Source organism: Pseudomonas sp. PSPC3-2 (assembly GCF_049897085.1).
Classification (GTDB): Bacteria; Pseudomonadota; Gammaproteobacteria; order Pseudomonadales; family Pseudomonadaceae; genus Aquipseudomonas; species Aquipseudomonas paraveronii.
Window position 1 is genome coordinate 88,344 of the sequence record NZ_JAFCVO010000015.1, and the last position, 16,849, is coordinate 105,192.

Genomic DNA, 16,849 nt, shown 5'->3' on the forward strand with positions numbered 1-16,849 from the left:
CTGTTCAGAGACGGGGTTCGTCGTTGGTTTCAAGCACCTGCTTGCGTTGCTTGGGGGCCATACGCTTGCTGGCGAACACCACCAGCGCTTGATAGGCCGCCGGCAGGCAGCGGGCGAGTAGGTCGAGGAAATACGCATCGCGGCCGATGAGTACGCGCCGTTTATTCTTGCGCACGCCCTGCAGGATCACCTTGGCGGCCTGGTCGGCGTCGGTGATGAACAGCTTTTCGAAATCGGCGCGGGCCTGCTGTTCGCTGTGGATCAGAAAGCCCGTCATGTTGGCGTCGATGCGGCTGCTGCGACAGATATCGGTACGGATACCGCCGGGGTGTACGCAGGTGGCCGAGACGCCGCAACGTTGCAGGTCCAATTCCTGGCGCAGGGCTTCGGTAAACCCGCGCACCGCAAACTTGGTGGCGTTGTAGCCGCTCATGCCGGGTTGGGCAAACAGTCCGAACACGCTGGAGGTGTTGATCACATGGCCCGCGCCGCTGGCTTTGAGATACGGCAGGAAGGCCTTGGTCCCATGCACCACGCCCCAGAAGTTGATGCCGACGATCCATTCCAGGTCGCTGTAGTCCACGCCTTCGACCGTGCTCGACAGCGCCACCCCGGCGTTGTTGAAGATCAGGTTGACCTGGCCGTGATCGGCGACGCAGCGCGCGGCCCAGGCCTCCATGGCTTGGCGGTCGGACACATCCAGCACTTGGGTGGTCACGAGCACCGGTGACAGTGTCGACGTCTTGATCAACGCCAAGGTCTGTTCCAGGCCTTGGCTGTTCTTGTCCGCCAGCGCCAGGTGGCAACCTTCGCGCGCCAGGGCCAAGGCCAACGCACGGCCCATGCCGGATGCCGCGCCAGTGATCGCCGCCACGCGGCCGTTGAAGGACTTCATGACAGGCTCCCTTCTGCGGTGGAATGTGGCGCAGCCGTTGCGCGGGGAGCCGCGTCAATCGGCGCCATGCTGGCGACATAATCCTTGAGCGCAAAATGCCGGGTGATTTGTTTGAAGCGCCAGGTCGAGCCCGGCCACAGGGTGGTGTTCTTGCCGGTGCGGGGGTCGAGGTACCAGCTCCGGCAGCCGCCGGTGTTCCAGATGGTGCGCGTGAGTGTGTCCTGCAGTTGGCGGTTGTAGGCCTGTTCCACCGCGGGTTTGACGTCTACCGTGGCGATGCGGTGGCGCTGCATCTGTTGCAGCGCGTCGAGGATGTAAGTGACCTGGGCTTCGATCATCAGGATCATCGAGTTGTGCCCCAGGCCGGTGTTGGGGCCGATGATCAGGAACAGGTTCGGGTAGCCCGGCACCGTGGTGCCTTTGTAGGCGTGGGCGCCGTCGTGCCAGGCGTCCATCAGGTCGACCCCGTGATGCCCGATGATGCAGTCGCGGGGCAGCGGGTCGGTGGCCTGGAAGCCGGTGCCGAAGATCAGGCAATCGGCTGGGTGCTTGAGGCCGTCGGCGGTGATCACGCCATCGGCTTCGATGCGCAGCACGCTGTCGGTCACCACCTGCACATTGCTGCGCGACAACGCCGGGTAATAGTCGTTGGAGATCAGCACGCGCTTGCAGCCGAGTGTGTAGTCCGGCGTCAGCGTCTTGCGCAGGGAAGGGTCGGCGACGTGTTTGTGCAAGTGGCGCAGGGCGACTTTCTGCACCATTTTCATTAGCCGTGGGTGCCGGGCAAAGCCCACCACGCGGCCTTCCAACGCCCAATAAAAGGCGCCGCGCACCAGCCGTTGGGTGAAGGGCAGGTGCTTGAACGCCCAGCGCTCAACACGCGAAATCGGCCGGTCGGGCTTGGGCATGATCCACGGCGGGGTGCGCTGGAATAGGTCGAGATGCGCCACCTGCGGCGCGATCTGCGGCACGAACTGAATGGCGCTGGCGCCGGTGCCGATCACCGCCACACGCTTGCCTTTCAATGAATAGTCGTGGTCCCACTGCTGGGAGTGAAAGCGCGGGCCCTTGAAGCTGTCCAGCCCCGGGATATCCGGCAGCGCCGGGCGCGACAACCCGCCCATCCCCGACACCAGCACCCGCGCACTGACCTGGCGCCCCCCGCTGAAGCTCAGTTGCCAGCGTTGTTGCTGCTCATCAAACACCGCCCGTTGCAGGCCCATGCCGAAACGCAGATACGGCGCCAGCGCGAAACGTCGGGCGCATTGCTCCAGATAGGCGCGGATCTCCGCTTGCGGGGCGAATTGGCGTGTCCAGTCCGGGTTGGGCGCAAACGAAAACGAATAGACATGGGACTGCACATCGCAGGCGCACCCAGGGTAGTGGTTGTCGCGCCAGGTGCCGCCGAGTGTCTCGGCCTGCTCGGCGATAAAGAAGTCAGTAAACCCGGCTTCCTTGAGCTTGATCGCCATGCATAGGCCGGCAAAGCCTGAACCGATGATGGCGATGTCGATGGAATCACTGTGGGCATTCATAGGCTGTCCTGCGTGGGCATCGGATGTGCTCCTGTTTTTGTTTTGTCTTTTAGATAGAACACCATTGCAAAGAAAAATTGAATTACTTATTTTAAAAAAGATTTTAAATAATCTACCTGAAAATTTCGCCTACGCTAGTCCCTGGCTCCTCATGTGCGACGTGTCCGACGGTATGCACGAAGTTTAGGTCCAGGGTGTGGACGATGGCTGAGGCCCTGATCAATCCCGGTCGGGCGGTCGGCAGCAGGGAAGCAGAGGACCGAGCTATGGCTGTTGAATGGGTTATCGCTGCGGGTGTGCTGGTCGCAGCGAGCGTTTTGTTAGGGGGCTTCAGTGCCTGGATGACACGGCGCATTGAAGCGGCCGTTCCAGGCAACGGGCGCTTCGTCGAGGTCGATGGCGAGCGCTTTCATTATTACGACGAGGGCAAAGGCCCGGCGCTGGTGATGATTCACGGGCTGATGGGCAGCAGTCGCAACCTGACCTACGCCTTGTCCGGCCAGTTACGCCAGCATTTTCGCGTCATCAGCGTCGACCGACCGGGGTCGGGCTATTCCACCCGGCATCCGGGTACGGCGGCAGACCTGCCGGCCCAGGCCCGGCAAATCGCTGCCTTTATTCAGACGCTGGGCCTTGAAAAACCGCTGGTGCTGGGGCATTCCCTCGGCGGTGCGATTGCCCTGGCACTGGCCCTTGACCATCCCCACGCGGTCTCGGGGTTGATTTTGGTGGCACCGTTGACCCATCCCCAGCGCCTATTGCCGCTGGTGTTCCTGTCATTGGCGGTGCGCCCGGCGGGGTTGCGTCGCTGGCTGTCCCATACCCTGACCCTGCCTATCGGCCTGTTGACCAAAGGCTCGGTGGTCAAAGGCGTGTTCGCCCCCGATCCCGCTCCAGCGGACTTCGCCACCCGCGGCGGTGGGCTGCTCGGCATGCGCCCGGCCAACTTCTACGCGGCCTCCACCGAGATCAACCAGGTCAACGATCACCTGCCGGGCATGGTCAAGCGCTACCCGCAACTGACCCTGCCCATTGGCCTGATATACGGCGCAAAGGACAAGGTGCTGGACTTTCAAAAGCACGGCCAGGCCCTGGCGAGCCTGGTGCCTGGCGTCAAGCTGCAGTTGGTGGAGGGGCGCGGCCATATGCTGCCGATCACCGCCACGGAGCGCGTGGTGGCGGTGGTGGAACAGGTGGCTAAACGTGCCCGGCCGGTGCAAAACGCCACGGTGTTGCATCCTCCGTTCGCCCTGGCGAGCAAATAGTTGTGCCCTCCGACCTGCGGTTGAACGGCGTCAATGCCTGTCCTAGACACTTGACCCTGCGGCTGAAAAAGAGACTGCTCGGTCACGTCAATAAGGCCTTGAAAAACTAGTTGACGACCTAACGATTCCGCGTTATTTATTTAAAAAAATATTTCAATGTTTGTTTTGAAATGATTTTTGAAATGCCTAAGAGCGAATAACAATGAAAAAAACGTCTTTTATCGCATGGTTGATTTCCCGGAGCCTTGAGCGCTCCTCGAACCTGTTTTGCACCTGCCTTGTCTGGAGGTTGCCATGAGTCGCACCCTGGCAACCCCGCAGGTCTGGGCCGACGGCAAGCGCCACCTGTGGTGGCTCGGCATCCTGCCCCTGGCAACGCCTTTGCTCTCCGGCACGCTGGCGATCACCACCGGTATGCAACACCTGTGGTGGGTCGGCGTATTGGTCATCTTCGGCCTCATCCCACTGATCGATGGCCTGCTGGGCGAAGACGTCAGTAACCCGCCCGAGTCCGCCGTCAGCCACCTCGAATCCCAACGCTACTACCGCTGGATCGTCTACACCGGCGTGCTGTTCGTCATCGCTTCGGTGGTGATCACCGGCTGGCTGGCTGCCGGCGGCATCGACTGGATCATCAACGGCGGTTTGCTCCAGGCCACCGCCGCACTGGAACCTTCGAACTGGCTGGCAAAAACGGCCGCCTACATCACCTCGCGCACCCAGTTGCACGGTCAGATCGGCGCGTTCACGTACCTGGGCATGGCCATGTCGACGGGCGCCGCGACCGGCATCGCGATCAACACCGCCCACGAGCTGGGGCACAAACCCAAGCCGCTGGAAGTGTTCCTGGCCAAAGTCACCCTGGCGCCGACGTTCTATGGGCACTTCTACACCGAACATAACCGCGGCCATCATGTCCGTGTCGCCACCCCGGAAGATCCGGCCAGCTCGCGTCTTGGCGAGAGTTTCTGGGCTTTCCTGCCGCGCTCGGTGTGGTGCAGCGCACGCTCGGCGTGGAACCTGGAGCGCGAACGCCTGAGCAAACTCGGCCTGCCGGCCTGGCATTGGAAAAACGCCGTGCTCAGCGCCTGGATGTACAGCGTGGTGTTGTGGGGCGCGATGATTGCCTGGTTGGGTGCGGCGGTGATTCCGTTCCTGATCATCCAGGGCATCTACGGCTTTTCGTTGCTGGAAGTGGTGAACTACGTCGAACACTACGGCCTTAAACGCCAAAAGTTGCCCAATGGTCGTTATGAGCGTTGCTCACCGCGGCACTCATGGAACAGTAATCGAATTGTCACCAATATCTTTCTGTTCCAGTTGCAACGGCATTCCGATCACCACGCCAACCCGACACGCAGTTATCAATCGTTGCGTCACTTTGATGAATCGCCGCAACTTCCCTACGGTTACGCAAGCATGATTGTCTGGGCTTATGTGCCGTACTTGTGGCGACGACGCATGGACCATCGAGTCCTCAGGCATTATGCCGGGGATATAACCCTGACTAATCTTCAACCCGCAAAACGTTTGCAGTATCTGGCGCAGTACGGCGGTAAAAGCAAAACGTTCTGATATGAATTGAAACGTTAAATAGCACGCTCGGGATCTTCGTGTGGCGCCGTTTTCTATCACCTGGAATTTTTCGATTTCATTGCAAGAAAGTTGTTTGACCCAACAAAAATAAAAGCAAGGGAAGGACGTACACCATGCAAACACCTGCCAAGTTCACCACCCATATCGTATTGGCCGCGTTGAGCCTGATTGTCTATCACCAGGCCCAGGCCGCGCGCATCGAACCTGCCGGCAGTGCGTTTACTGCCCAAGGCCCCATCAGCTTTTCCAAAGGCAAGCTGATCAGTGCCGACTGCACCATCAAAGTCGCCGGCAAGGTGGCGGCCGATGGCTCGTCCGTCAATGTCGACAAGGTCGAATTCGACGGCGGCCTCAAGTGCAGCCGGGTCGAAGCGATCAACCTGCCGTGGATATTAGTGGCCAAAGACACCCAAAGCGGCTCGATGTCGAAGATCAGCGTGGACGTCCACGCCTTCGGCCTGGGCGGCAAGTGTGGCCCGTCCACGGCCGACGGCACCTGGGATAACGCCACCGGCAAGTTGGAAGCCGCCAATGTGCCGATTGGCGAAGACTGCAAGATCAAGGCGGTGTCGATCAAGATGCCGGCCAACTTCAAAGTTGTCGAATAAACACATCCAACTGTTGTAGCGGGAATTGAATTGAAATTTGGCTGGAAAGGGAAGTTCTGCAGTTTCTCCGTGACCTCTCGATCATGGCCATTACCCCTGGCGAAATGATTCGCCATAACATGTGAGGAAAAATAATGAAAAGTTTGAAAACTCTCGTGTCGTTGACTGCGCTGACTGTGTGTATGGGGGCTGCCTCCATGGCAAATGCTTATAGCATCAGCCCAGTGAGTACCAGCTTTACCGCGCCCGGCACGATTTCGGTGAAGTCGCCATCTTCCTACCAGGCCACTGTTAACTGTGGGGCAACTTTCACTGGCAATGTCGACGCCACTGGCGTTGCGAAAATCACAGGTGTTGCGATCACCGGCGGCGGCCTTTGCGGTCTGCCAAAAATCACCGGCCTGCCTTGGACTCTGACGGCCACCGCTCCGGCGGCGGGCTCTGTCGCCAACGTGGGTTACACCATCGCCGGTTCGATTCTGTACCCCGCCTCCAACTGCGGCCCTTCCACCATTGCGGTGGGTTACAGCGGCGGTGTGCTGACCGCTAGCAACCAAGCACTGGCCGGCAGTTGCACCGTGGTAAGCCTGAGTGTTACCCCATCGCCAGCATTGACCATTGTTCCTTGATGGCGGCTTGAGAACGAAGGGCTGATCACCCGTTGAAAGACAGGCGCCTCAGGTGAGGCGTCTGTTTACTCAAGGCAGGCTGAGCTGCATGGGAATTTTGGATAGTCTTCCAACTGCTGGGACTTAGACAATGCACAACTTCACCACTCGAGTTTCTTTGACTGCGTTGCTGATTGGCCTGGCGTGTACATCCAGCATGGCCAGCGCGGCAACTTTTGCCCCGGCGGGTGCATCATTTACCGCTACCGGCTCAATTGCGACGGCGGTCAAGTTGTTGGTATTTACACCCGTCCCCTGCAACCTCGCACTGACGGGCCAAGTTGCCGCTGACGGCTCCAGCGCCAGTATTACCGGTGCCACTTTTACGCCCGCCAATGGCACTAACGTCCTCTGCACCCTGTCCGGGCCACTGAACTTGCCCTGGACGCTTGTACCGACAAATGCCAACACCGCCACGCTTTCCGGTTTCAGTGAAAAGGCGGCTTACGACAATTGCGACACCCCCAGTGTGCTGACGACACAGTGGAGCGCTGCCAACAACACCTTCAGCATCGCCAGCCCTTTTATGGTGAATGCCAATTGCAGGATCACCACTTTCAGCTTCAAGCCGTCGCCGGCGCTGACGATCAATCCTTGACCGGGCGACCCAACTGGCAAGACGAACCGGCCGGCGCCGGTTCAGTGAAATAACAATAAGGAGTGCCGTATGAATAATAAAAAACAACAGATGCGGGTTTTGCTGGGGTTGGCGTTAATCGGAGGGGTGATAGTTGCCGCCCCGGTGCAGGCCGGGGGCTTCTCCACACCGACGTATGGCGCGCCAGGCTGGGGCAGGGCGTTTGCCGGTGGCTCGCTATTTAAGAACGATCCAAGTTCTGCCTATAACAACCCGGCGGCCATGGCGTTTGTTGACCAGAATGTCGCGCAGATGACGGTTGATTACGCGCGCATCAAGATCAAATACAAAGGCACTGCTTCCGACTATGCGGGTAATCCGATTTCCAGTACCCCGTTGGACGCAAATGGTTTCCCCGATTCCACGGCCACCACCGTCAATAACAACGACGGCGGCGAAGGTGGGTTTACGGCCTGGTTGCCGACCGGTTTCATGGTAATGCCCCTGGGTGATCGGTTTGCTTTCGGCTTGAGCCAAGTCGTGCCGCAAGGCATGCGTTCCACTTGGGATGAAGACTCCAAGCTGCGTGACTTCGCTGTTGATACCAAGATTGAAACCATAGGCCTGACGGGCTCCCTGTCGTTCAAAGTCAACGACCAGTTCGCTATCGGTGGCGGCCTGATCGTGCAACACAGCAAGGGCTTTGTCAGCCAGAACATCGACTTGTTGTCCGCCGCGGCCGTTTCCAACTCGGTGCTTGGCGGCATCAATTTCCCATCGGATGTCGGTACTGCGTTGATGCGCGTCAAGGTCGATAACGTTTCGGTCGGCTGGTTTACCGGTGTCGTATGGAAGCCGACGGATCAAGATACGCTGGGCTTGAACTACCACGCCAAAATCAAGAACAAGATGACCGGCAAATACAACATTTATGCCGATAAGTTCTCCTACAACCTGATGACCCAACCGAGCCCATTTGGCGGCAGCGGCACGCTGGTCAATACGGCATACCCTGGGTTGGAACTGCAACCTGACGGTGCCCATGCCAGTACTCAGTTGGACATCCCAGCCACTGCTGGCTTGGACTGGGTGCACCAGTTCAACGATCGCTTCACGATGGGGGCGAGCGTGACCTGGACCGAATGGTCGTCGTTCAAGGACCTGACGCTGAAGTCCGGTGACATGACCATTGTGTCGATTCCCTATAACTACAAAAACAGTTGGATGTACTCCCTCGGGGGTGACTACCGTGTCACTGACGAGCTGACATTGCGTGCGGGGGTAGCGCTTGACCAGACGCCGACTCGCAACTCAACCCGTGACCCACGGATCCCGGACGGTGATCGTACATTCCTGTCGCTGGGGGCCGGGTACGAGGTCAAGCAGGTTAAAGGTTTGAGTGTTGATGTTGCCTATTCCCACCAGTTCGTGCAGGAGGTCAATCTGAAAACCAAGAATGTCGATCGCCTGGGGGGCGCAAGCCTTGATGGCAAGGCGGAGTCGTCCGGTGATGTGGTCAGCCTGTCCGCGACGTACAAGTTCTGACGCAGTTGAGGGACTAAGGAGAGGGCACCTGGCGCATCCGGGTGCCCGCATCCTGAGTTTCTGTTCATCACTGGGCGCACGCAAGCGGGGCCGATTTTTTCACCTGCCGACCGTGGCGGCTGAGTCATTCAGCCGCTGATTGTTTCGTCTAAGCATTAAATAAAAATTTCAAAACTAAATTTTAATTTAGCTTTCCAAGTTTCTAGTGTGGCCCTACGCCGCAGTTCATATCGATCTGCACAAGCGTTTGCCACACCCTGAATCGAGTAGAGGTATCCCCATGATGATCTGGTTATTGGTGGGTTTCGCAGCCGCGATTGCCCTGGCGTATCGACAAGCCGCCGCTATCCACTGGCTGGGCGCCGGCCTGGCCTGGCTGGCGGCCGGCTACCTGTTCAACGTGGTCGCCGTTTTCGGCACCACCGTCGTGGCGCTGTTGGTGGTGTTGCCCGCGTTGTTGATGACAGTCAAACCGCTGCGTCGCAGCCTGTTGACCAACAAGGCTCTGAGCCTGTTTCGTACAATTATGCCGGCGATGTCCGACACTGAGCGCGCGGCCATTGAGTCTGGCACCGTGTGGTGGGACGCCGAGCTGTTCAGCGGCAAACCCGACTGGCAACGCTTGCTGCAAGCCGCGCCGGCCAGCCTCAGCGTCGAGGAACAAGCGTTCCTCGACAATGAAGTCGAAACCCTGTGCGACATCGCCAACGACTGGGAAACCACCCAGGTCTGGCAAGACATGTCCCCCGAAGGCTGGCAGTACACCAAGGACGCCGGTTTCCTCGGCATGATCATTCCCAAGCAGTACGGCGGCAAAGGCTTCTCCCACTACGCGCATTCGCAAGTGGTGATGAAGCTGTCGACACGCTGCTCGGCGGCAGCGATTTCGGTGATGGTGCCCAACTCCCTGGGCCCGGCGGAACTGCTGCTGCATTACGGCACCGATGCCCAGCGCAATTACTACCTGCCGCGCCTGGCGCGTGGCGAAGACATCCCGTGTTTCGCGCTGACCAGCCCGTATGCCGGTTCCGACGCCGGGGCGATTCCAGACCTGGGCATCGTCTGCAAAGGTCTGCACGAAGGCGAGGAAGTGCTGGGTTTCAAGGTGACCTGGGACAAGCGCTACATCACCCTTGGGCCGATTGCCACGGTGCTCGGCCTGGCGTTTCGCGCCGAAGACCCGGATGGCTTGCTCGGGCAGCCCGGCTCGCTGGGGATCACCTGTGCGCTGATCCCGACGTCCCATCCCGGCGTCAACAGCGGTCGCCGTCACTGGCCGCTCAACGCGGTGTTTCAGAACGGTCCCACCACCGGCAAGGATGTGTTCATTCCCCTGGAGTGGGTGATCGGTGGCCGCGAACAAGTCGGCAACGGCTGGCGCATGTTGATGGAATGCCTGGCGGCCGGCCGGGCGATTTCCCTGCCATCGGCCAACGTCGGCCTGGGCAAGGTCGCGGTACGCGGCACCAGTGCCTATGCGGCGATGCGCAAACAGTTCGGCCTGCCCATCGGCAAGTTCGAGGGCGTGCAGGCGCCGTTGGCGCGCATGGCCGGGCATTTGTATGCCTGCGATGCGGTGCGCAAGGTGTCGGTGGCGTCCCTGGATGCGGGGGAAAAACCCTCGGTGATTTCCGCCATCGCCAAGTACCACGTCACCGAACGTGCGCGGATGATCGTCAACGACGGCATGGATATCGTCGCGGGCAAGGGCATCTGTATGGGCCCGAATAACTTCCTGGCCCGTGCTTATCAACAAAGCCCGATTGCGATCACGGTGGAAGGCGCGAACATCATGACGCGCTGCCTGATCATCTTTGGCCAGGGCCTGATTCGTTGCCATCCCTATGTGTTCCGCGAGATGGAGGCCGCGCGTAACCCCGACCGGCGCAAGGCGCTGGAGGCGTTCGACCGTGCGATGTTCGGCCATGTGAGCTTTGTCCTGGCCAACACCACACGCGCAGCGGTGCATGCGTTGACCGGCGGGCGCTTGATTGGCGCCCCGGTCAAGACCGACCCGGCGTTGGCGTCCTACTATCGCCAGGCCAATCGGCTGTCGGTGGTGCTGGCGTTGATCTCGGATGTTTCCATGGGCGTGCTCGGCGGTGCGCTCAAGCGCAAGGAAAGTATCACCGGGCGTCTGGGCGATATTCTGTCGCAGTTGTACATCCTGTCCTGCGTGCTCAAGCGCTTTGAAGATGACGGCCGGCCGCAGGCGGATTTGCCGCTGGTGCATTGGTCGGCCCAGGATGCGTTGCTGCGCGCCCATGAAGCCCTCGCCGAAACACTCGATAACTATCCGTCGAAAGCCGCGGCAGCGCTGGTGCGCGGCTTGAGTTTTCCGTTTGGCATCCCGTTGCGCAAACCCTCGGATCGGCTGCTGGCTCAGGTGGCGGATGTGGTGCAGACCCCCGGCGAAACCCGTGAGCGCTTGCTGGCCAATTCCTACATCCCACGTCCGGAAATCGACAAGCTGGCCTACGGCGAATTGGCTTTCCGCCTGGTGCCGCAGGTGGAGCTGATCGATGCGCGGCTCAAGCCTGCGGTCAAGCAGGGCTTGCTTGAACCGATGCCGATCGCCGCCACGGCCTTTGCCGCCTGGCGCGTCAAGGCGCGGGCGCTGGACTTGATCAGCAGCGATGAAGACGCCTTGCTCGCGCGCTATGTGGAATATGCCGACCATGCCATCCAGGTCGACGACTTCCCGCAGGACTTCGGCCTGCTGGAGGCGTTGCAGCAACGTAAGCACGTGTTGGAACCGTCCACCAAGCGTCGTACCAGCCAGGGCGAGAATGCTTCGGTCAATTGAGTGGCACTGAATGAACGCGCCCAGATGGCTCGGGCGCTCATGCCGATACCGTATTGAGAGTGGATGTTTATATGAGTGACAGCTACCTTTCGTTCGTCAATTCCCCCTGGGGCCGACGCCTGGCCCAGGCCATCGGCCTGCCGCAACCGTTGCCGCTGCAACGCCATCGCAGTGGCCAGCAAGGCCTGGCCAACCCGGTGATCGTCGCTGGGGCAGGGCGCCTGACTGCGCAAGTGCAACAGATTTTCAGCGCCACCGACACGGTCGCCGCCACGGCGGCGACCCTCAAGGCGCCGTCCACGGTCAAGGTGCAGGGGGCGGTGTTCGATGCCACCGGCGTAGTCGACCTGCAGCAGCTCGATGAGCTCTACGTATTTTTCCACGCCAACGCTAAGCGCCTCGCCCAGCATGGCCGCGTGGTGGTGCTCGGCACCGCCCCGGAACACTGCAAGGATTTGCCCCAGGCCATCGCCCAGCGCGCCCTTGAAGGCTTGGTGCGTTCGTTGGCCAAGGAACTGCGCCGGGCGATCACCGTGCAATTGATCTACGTCGCGCCGGGGGCCGAAGACGCCTTGGACAGCAGTCTGCGCTTCTTTCTGTCGCGCCGTTCGGCCTATGTGTCGGGGCAGGTGGTGCGCCTGGAAAAGCCGGTGGACGGCCCGGTGGCGGTCAACTGGGACAAGCCCTTCGCCGGTCGACGCGCCCTGGTCACCGGCGCTTCCCGTGGTATCGGCTTGGCGATTGCCCAGGTGTTGGCGCGGGACGGCGCGCATGTCGTGTGCGTGGACGTGCCTCAGGCGCAGAACGCGCTGCAGCAGGCCGCCGCCAGTGTTGCTGGCTCCGCGCTGGCGCTGGACATCACCGCAGCGGAGGCGGTGTCGCTGTTGCAGGCGCATGTCAGCCAATATGGCGCCTTCGACGTGGTGGTACATAACGCCGGGATCACCCGCGACAAGACCATCGCCAAGATGACCGAAGTGGCCTGGCGCAGTGTGTTGGCGGTCAACCTGGAAGCGCCGTTGCAACTGAGTAACGCGCTGCTGGAAGGCCAGGGCTTGAACCCCGGTGGGCGGATCGTGTGTGTGTCGTCGATTTCCGGCATCGCCGGCAACCTTGGGCAAAGCAACTACGCCACGTCCAAGGCCGGGGTTATCGGCCTGGTCCATGGCCTGGCACCGCTAGCGGCGGCGCAACAGGTCACGGTGAATGCGGTGGCGCCCGGGTTTATCGAAACCCAGATGACCGCAAAGATCCCGCTGTTGATCCGCGAAGCGGGGCGGCGCATGAATTCGCTGTCCCAGGGCGGCCAGCCGACCGACGTGGCCGAAACCATCGCCTGGCTGGCTCACCCGGCGTCCGGCGGCGTCAACGGCCAAGTCGTGCGCGTGTGCGGCCAAAGCCTGCTGGGAGCTTGAATCATGGACTACTTGACGCAGATCATCGACCCGCCGCCGTCGCGCATCGAGTTGCTGCTGGACAGCGTGCGCGCCTTGCGCAAACCCAAGCTCGACGGCGCGCCTGAGTTGCCCAAGGCGCGCCTGGTACGTTCGGCGGTGGCGTTGTCGGCCGCCGACATCGCCACCTATGGCCGCGCCTGTGGTTTCCGGCGTGAGCAGGGCGTGCCGCTGTCCTATCCCCATGTGCTGGCGTTCCCGTTGCACCTGATGTTGCTGACCCGGCCGAGCTTCCCATACCCGGCCAGCGGCATGGTCCACCTGGCCAACCGTATTCGTCAGCAGCAGCGCTTGCACGAAGGCCAGGCCCTGCGCCTGGAAGTGTTTTGCGAGCGCTGGGTCGCCCACCCCAAAGGGCAGGCCTTGAGCATCGCGACCCGCGCCTACAGTGCCGGCACCCTGGTGTGGGAAAGCGACAGCCTGTACCTGCGCCGGGAGATTAAAAATCCCTTGGGGGAGCCTTGGAATGACGGACTGCCGTTACAGCAAGAGGGCCTGCTGCGCACCCAGCGCTGGGTGCTGCCAGCCGATTTGGGGCGGCGTTTTGCCGCTGTTTCGGGGGATTTCAACCCGATCCACACCTCGTTGATCGGCGCGAAACTGTTTGGCTTTCGCCGCGCCATCGCCCATGGCATGTGGACCCTGGGCCGCGCGTTGGCCGCCCAGCAGCCACCCGGTGGCCTGGACCAGGCCGAAGCCCATTGCGACTTCAAGCTGCCGATCTTCCTGCCCGGCCAGGTTGCCCTGTGGAATCGCCCGGTAACCGGCCCGCGCCGTGAATTTGAAGTGCGCAATGTTGCCGGGGATAGACCCCATATGCGCGGGTTGTTCATCTGGAATGAGAGCCTTAAATGAGTGACTACAGCTTCAACCCGGCCCCGACTCGCCGTGTGGCGATCATCGGCGGCAACCGTATTCCGTTTGCCCGTTCCAACACGGTGTATGCCCACGACAGCAATCAGGATTTGCTGGTGGCGGCGCTGCAAGGCCTGGTCGACCGCTACAACCTGCACGGCCAGCGCCTGGGCGAGTTTGCCGCTGGCGCGGTGATCAAGCACGCGCGGGATTTCAACCTGGCGCGTGAGTCGCTGTTATCGACCACGCTGTCCGCGCAAACCCCGGCCTACGACCTGCAACAAGCCTGCGGCACCGGCCTGGAAGCGGCCTTGCTGGTGGCGAATAAAATCGCCCTCGGCCAGATCGAGGTGGGCATCGCCGGCGGCGCCGACACCACGTCCGACGCTCCCATCGGCATCAATGAAGCACTGCGTCACACCTTGCTCGCGGCCAATCGCGCCAAGGCCCTGGGCGACAAGGTCAAGGCGCTGCTGAAGGTGCGTCCGTCGATGTTCTTCAAGCCGCTGCTGCCGCGCAATGGCGAGCCGCGCACCGGCCTGTCCATGGGCGAGCACTGCGAAGAAATGGCCAAGCGCTGGCAGATCAAGCGCCTGGCCCAGGATGAATTGACCCTCACCAGCCACCAACGCCTGGACGCGGCCTACCGGCGCGGCTTCTTCGACGACCTGATCAGCCCCCATCGCGGCCTGGCGCGGGATAACAACCTGCGCGCCGACACCGGCCTGGAAAAACTCGCCGGCCTGGCCCCGGCTTACGATCGGCAACATGGCACGCTCACGGCGGGCAATTCCACGCCCCTGACCGATGGCGCCTCGGTGGTGTTGCTCGCCAGCGAGGCGTGGGCCGCCGAACACGGCTGGCCGGTATTGGCCTACCTGCGCACTGGCGAGACGGCGGCGGTGAATTTTGTCGACGGCAGCGAAGGCCTGCTGATGGCCCCGGCCTACGCCGTGCCACGCATGCTCAAGCGCGAAGGCCTGGGCTTGGCCGACTTCGATTTCTTCGAGATTCACGAAGCGTTCGCCGCCCAGGTGCTCTGCACACTCAAGGCCTGGGAAGACGCCGACTACTGCCGCGAACGGCTGGGGCTGGACGCACCGCTGGGCGTCATCGACCGCGCGAAGATGAACGTCAACGGTGGCTCCCTGGGCTGCGGTCATCCTTTCGCCGCCACTGGCGGCCGGCAATTAGCGGCGTTGGCCAAGGCCATTCACGAGCGCGGCGGCGGTCGCGGCCTGATTTCGATCTGTGCGGCGGGCGGGCTGGGCATTACCGCCATCGTCGAAAAGTAGCGCTATCAAAAACAACAACAAGGAGACTGCCATGAACGCTATCAGCCTGGAACACACTGAACGGGTGTGGTTGAACGCTTACTTGCCCGGCGTCCCGGCGGACATCGATGCCGCTATCGAGGACTACCCGTCGCTGCGCGAGGTGTTCCTGGAGCACCTGGAAAAATTCCGCGAGCGGGTCGCCTACGTCAGCATCGGCACTGAAATGACCTACGCCGACTGGCAGGTGCAAGGCGTCGCGTTTGCCGCCTGGCTGCAGGGCCAGGGCGTGAAGACGGGCGACCGCGTGGCGCTGATGATGCCCAACTGCTTGCAGTACCCGATCTGCCTGCTGGGCACGATCCTGGCCGGTGCGGTGGTGGTCAACGTCAACCCGCTGTACACCGCCCATGAGCTCAAGCATTTGCTCAAGGACAGCGGCGCCGAGACCGTGGTGATTTTCGAAAACTTCGCCCACACCCTGGAAAAAGTCATCCCCGGCAGCAGCGTCAAGCGCGTGGTGGTGGCGGCCATCGGCGACTTGCTCGGCACCTTCAAGGGCGCGGCGATGAACTTCATCCTGCGCCGCGTGCAGAAGCAGGTGCCCAAGTTCAGCCTGCGCGGGTCGGTGCGGTTCAATCAGGCGCTGAAACAAGGACAGGCACTGAACCATTTTCCGGTGGACATGCACCTCGACGACCTGGCCTTCCTGCAATACACCGGCGGCACCACGGGTGACGCCAAGGGCGTGATGCTCAGCCACCGCAATATCATCGCCAACCTGCTGCAGGCCAAGGCCTGGGTCGGCAACCAATTGGACCAGGATCAGCAGGAAACCAACGTCACCTTGCTGCCGCTGTATCACATCTTTTCCCTGACGGTGAACTGCCTGATGTTCATGTGCCTGGGCGGGCGCAACATCCTGATCGCCAACCCGCGGGACGTGAAACGCGTGCAGATGATCCTGCGTAAGGAGCGCTTCAACGGGATTGCCGGGGTCAACACGCTGTTTAACGGCCTGCTGGAGAACCAGGAGTTTTGTGCGCGGGACTTCTCCGCCCTGCGCATGGTGATCGCCGGCGGCATGGCCACGCACACGGCAGTGGCCAAGCGCTGGAAGGCAGTCACTGGGCTGCCGATCATCGAAGGCTACGGGCTGACCGAATGCTCGCCGGTGGTGAGCATCAGCCCCATCGATATTTCACGCATGCGCGAGATGGAATTCACCGGCAGCATCGGCGTGCCCTTGCCATCGACCTGGGTGCGTTTTATGCGTGAAGACGGCCAGTTGGCCGAGCTTGGCGAGCAGGGCGAACTGCAAGTGCGCGGCCCGCAGGTGATGCAGGGCTACTGGAAGCGGCCCAAGGAAACCGCCGAGGTGCTGGATGCCGAGGGCTGGCTGTCGACCGGTGATATCGGGGTGATGGATGTGCGCGGCTATATCCGCCTGGTCGACCGTAAGAAGGACCTGATCCTGGTCTCGGGCTTCAACGTGTACCCCAATGAAATCGAAGACGTGGTGGCATTGCACCCCGGCGTCGGTGAAGTGGCGGCGATCGGCGTGGAAGATGGCGTGACCGGCGAGCGGGTGAAGATCATCGTGGTGCGCAAGGACCCGAACCTGACCCAGGCACAGATCCTGGCCCATTGCCGGGAATACCTGACGGGGTACAAGGTACCGAGGTACGTGGAGTTTCGCAGCACCGAATTGCCGAAGACCACAGTGGGCAAGGTGCTGCGCCGCGCGCTACGCTAATTTGAATCTGTAGGT

13 protein-coding genes are annotated in these 16,849 nt (G+C 61.3%); 11 read left to right on the forward strand and 2 right to left on the reverse strand.

All coding sequences use genetic code 11. The annotated features are described in order from the left end of the window. Window positions 1-4 precede the first annotated feature (4 nt). Window positions 5-895, reverse strand: coding sequence for an SDR family NAD(P)-dependent oxidoreductase (locus ACP7CJ_RS22490; RefSeq protein ID WP_426102050.1), 891 nt, complete (start codon window positions 893-895; stop codon window positions 5-7). Next, the gene (locus ACP7CJ_RS22495; protein ID WP_426102052.1) at window positions 892-2,430 is read right to left on the reverse strand and encodes a flavin-containing monooxygenase; all 1,539 of its coding nucleotides are present in this window, start codon (window positions 2,428-2,430) and stop codon (window positions 892-894) included. The genes ACP7CJ_RS22490 and ACP7CJ_RS22495 overlap by 4 nt, the downstream gene beginning before the upstream one ends. Window positions 2,431-2,696: 266 nt before the next feature. Here ACP7CJ_RS22495 and ACP7CJ_RS22500 point away from each other — a divergent pair, with 266 nt between their 5' ends. From ACP7CJ_RS22500 to ACP7CJ_RS22550, 11 genes are all read left to right on the forward strand, one after another. Further along, entirely contained in the window at window positions 2,697-3,695 is a 999-nt protein-coding gene (locus ACP7CJ_RS22500) for an alpha/beta fold hydrolase (protein WP_426102054.1), read from the forward strand. 294 nt (window positions 3,696-3,989) lie between these two features. Beyond that, a complete protein-coding gene (locus tag ACP7CJ_RS22505) occupies window positions 3,990-5,270 on the forward strand; it encodes an alkane 1-monooxygenase (protein WP_276197826.1) in 1,281 nt (426 codons plus the stop codon). A gap of 134 nt (window positions 5,271-5,404) precedes the next feature. Continuing rightward, complete coding sequence (gene praA / locus ACP7CJ_RS22510) at window positions 5,405-5,899, forward strand: alkane oxidation protein activator PraA (RefSeq protein ID WP_426102056.1); 495 nt, start codon at window positions 5,405-5,407, stop codon at window positions 5,897-5,899. A gap of 134 nt (window positions 5,900-6,033) precedes the next feature. Next, on the forward strand, window positions 6,034-6,528 hold the full coding sequence (gene praB / locus ACP7CJ_RS22515; protein WP_276197828.1) for an alkane oxidation protein activator PraB: 495 nt from the start codon (window positions 6,034-6,036) through the stop codon (window positions 6,526-6,528). A gap of 130 nt (window positions 6,529-6,658) precedes the next feature. Further along, complete coding sequence (locus ACP7CJ_RS22520) at window positions 6,659-7,165, forward strand: protein activator (protein ID WP_276197829.1); 507 nt, start codon at window positions 6,659-6,661, stop codon at window positions 7,163-7,165. 69 nt (window positions 7,166-7,234) lie between these two features. Next, window positions 7,235-8,689, forward strand: coding sequence for an outer membrane protein transport protein (locus ACP7CJ_RS22525; protein ID WP_276197830.1), 1,455 nt, complete (start codon window positions 7,235-7,237; stop codon window positions 8,687-8,689). 280 nt (window positions 8,690-8,969) lie between these two features. Further along, a complete protein-coding gene (locus ACP7CJ_RS22530; RefSeq protein WP_426102058.1) occupies window positions 8,970-11,495 on the forward strand; it encodes an acyl-CoA dehydrogenase in 2,526 nt (841 codons plus the stop codon). A 71-nt stretch (window positions 11,496-11,566) separates the two neighbouring features. Then, window positions 11,567-12,910: a 3-oxoacyl-ACP reductase gene (locus ACP7CJ_RS22535; RefSeq protein ID WP_276197832.1), complete on the forward strand. Its 1,344-nt coding sequence runs from the start codon at window positions 11,567-11,569 to the stop codon at window positions 12,908-12,910. A gap of 3 nt (window positions 12,911-12,913) precedes the next feature. After that, window positions 12,914-13,804: a MaoC/PaaZ C-terminal domain-containing protein gene (locus tag ACP7CJ_RS22540; RefSeq protein WP_276197833.1), complete on the forward strand. Its 891-nt coding sequence runs from the start codon at window positions 12,914-12,916 to the stop codon at window positions 13,802-13,804. Further along, window positions 13,801-15,099: an acetyl-CoA C-acetyltransferase gene (locus tag ACP7CJ_RS22545; protein WP_276197834.1), complete on the forward strand. Its 1,299-nt coding sequence runs from the start codon at window positions 13,801-13,803 to the stop codon at window positions 15,097-15,099. Before ACP7CJ_RS22540 ends, ACP7CJ_RS22545 begins: the two co-directional genes overlap by 4 nt. A gap of 31 nt (window positions 15,100-15,130) precedes the next feature. Further along, entirely contained in the window at window positions 15,131-16,834 is a 1,704-nt protein-coding gene (locus tag ACP7CJ_RS22550; RefSeq protein WP_276197835.1) for an AMP-binding protein, read from the forward strand. Window positions 16,835-16,849: the final 15 nt, after the last annotated feature.

Bases quoted from the DNA above. Each gene is read 5' to 3' on its own strand.
- ACP7CJ_RS22490 (WP_426102050.1), bottom strand. From the start codon at position 895: ATGAAGTCCTTCAACGGCCGCGTGGCGGCGATCACTGGCGCGGCATCC.
- ACP7CJ_RS22495 (WP_426102052.1), bottom strand. From the start codon at position 2,430: ATGAATGCCCACAGTGATTCCATCGACATCGCCATCATCGGTTCAGGC.
- ACP7CJ_RS22500 (WP_426102054.1), top strand. From the start codon at position 2,697: ATGGCTGTTGAATGGGTTATCGCTGCGGGTGTGCTGGTCGCAGCGAGC.
- ACP7CJ_RS22505 (WP_276197826.1), top strand. From the start codon at position 3,990: ATGAGTCGCACCCTGGCAACCCCGCAGGTCTGGGCCGACGGCAAGCGC.
- praA (WP_426102056.1), top strand. From the start codon at position 5,405: ATGCAAACACCTGCCAAGTTCACCACCCATATCGTATTGGCCGCGTTG.
- praB (WP_276197828.1), top strand. From the start codon at position 6,034: ATGAAAAGTTTGAAAACTCTCGTGTCGTTGACTGCGCTGACTGTGTGT.
- ACP7CJ_RS22520 (WP_276197829.1), top strand. From the start codon at position 6,659: ATGCACAACTTCACCACTCGAGTTTCTTTGACTGCGTTGCTGATTGGC.
- ACP7CJ_RS22525 (WP_276197830.1), top strand. From the start codon at position 7,235: ATGAATAATAAAAAACAACAGATGCGGGTTTTGCTGGGGTTGGCGTTA.
- ACP7CJ_RS22530 (WP_426102058.1), top strand. From the start codon at position 8,970: ATGATGATCTGGTTATTGGTGGGTTTCGCAGCCGCGATTGCCCTGGCG.
- ACP7CJ_RS22535 (WP_276197832.1), top strand. From the start codon at position 11,567: ATGAGTGACAGCTACCTTTCGTTCGTCAATTCCCCCTGGGGCCGACGC.
- ACP7CJ_RS22540 (WP_276197833.1), top strand. From the start codon at position 12,914: ATGGACTACTTGACGCAGATCATCGACCCGCCGCCGTCGCGCATCGAG.
- ACP7CJ_RS22545 (WP_276197834.1), top strand. From the start codon at position 13,801: ATGAGTGACTACAGCTTCAACCCGGCCCCGACTCGCCGTGTGGCGATC.
- ACP7CJ_RS22550 (WP_276197835.1), top strand. From the start codon at position 15,131: ATGAACGCTATCAGCCTGGAACACACTGAACGGGTGTGGTTGAACGCT.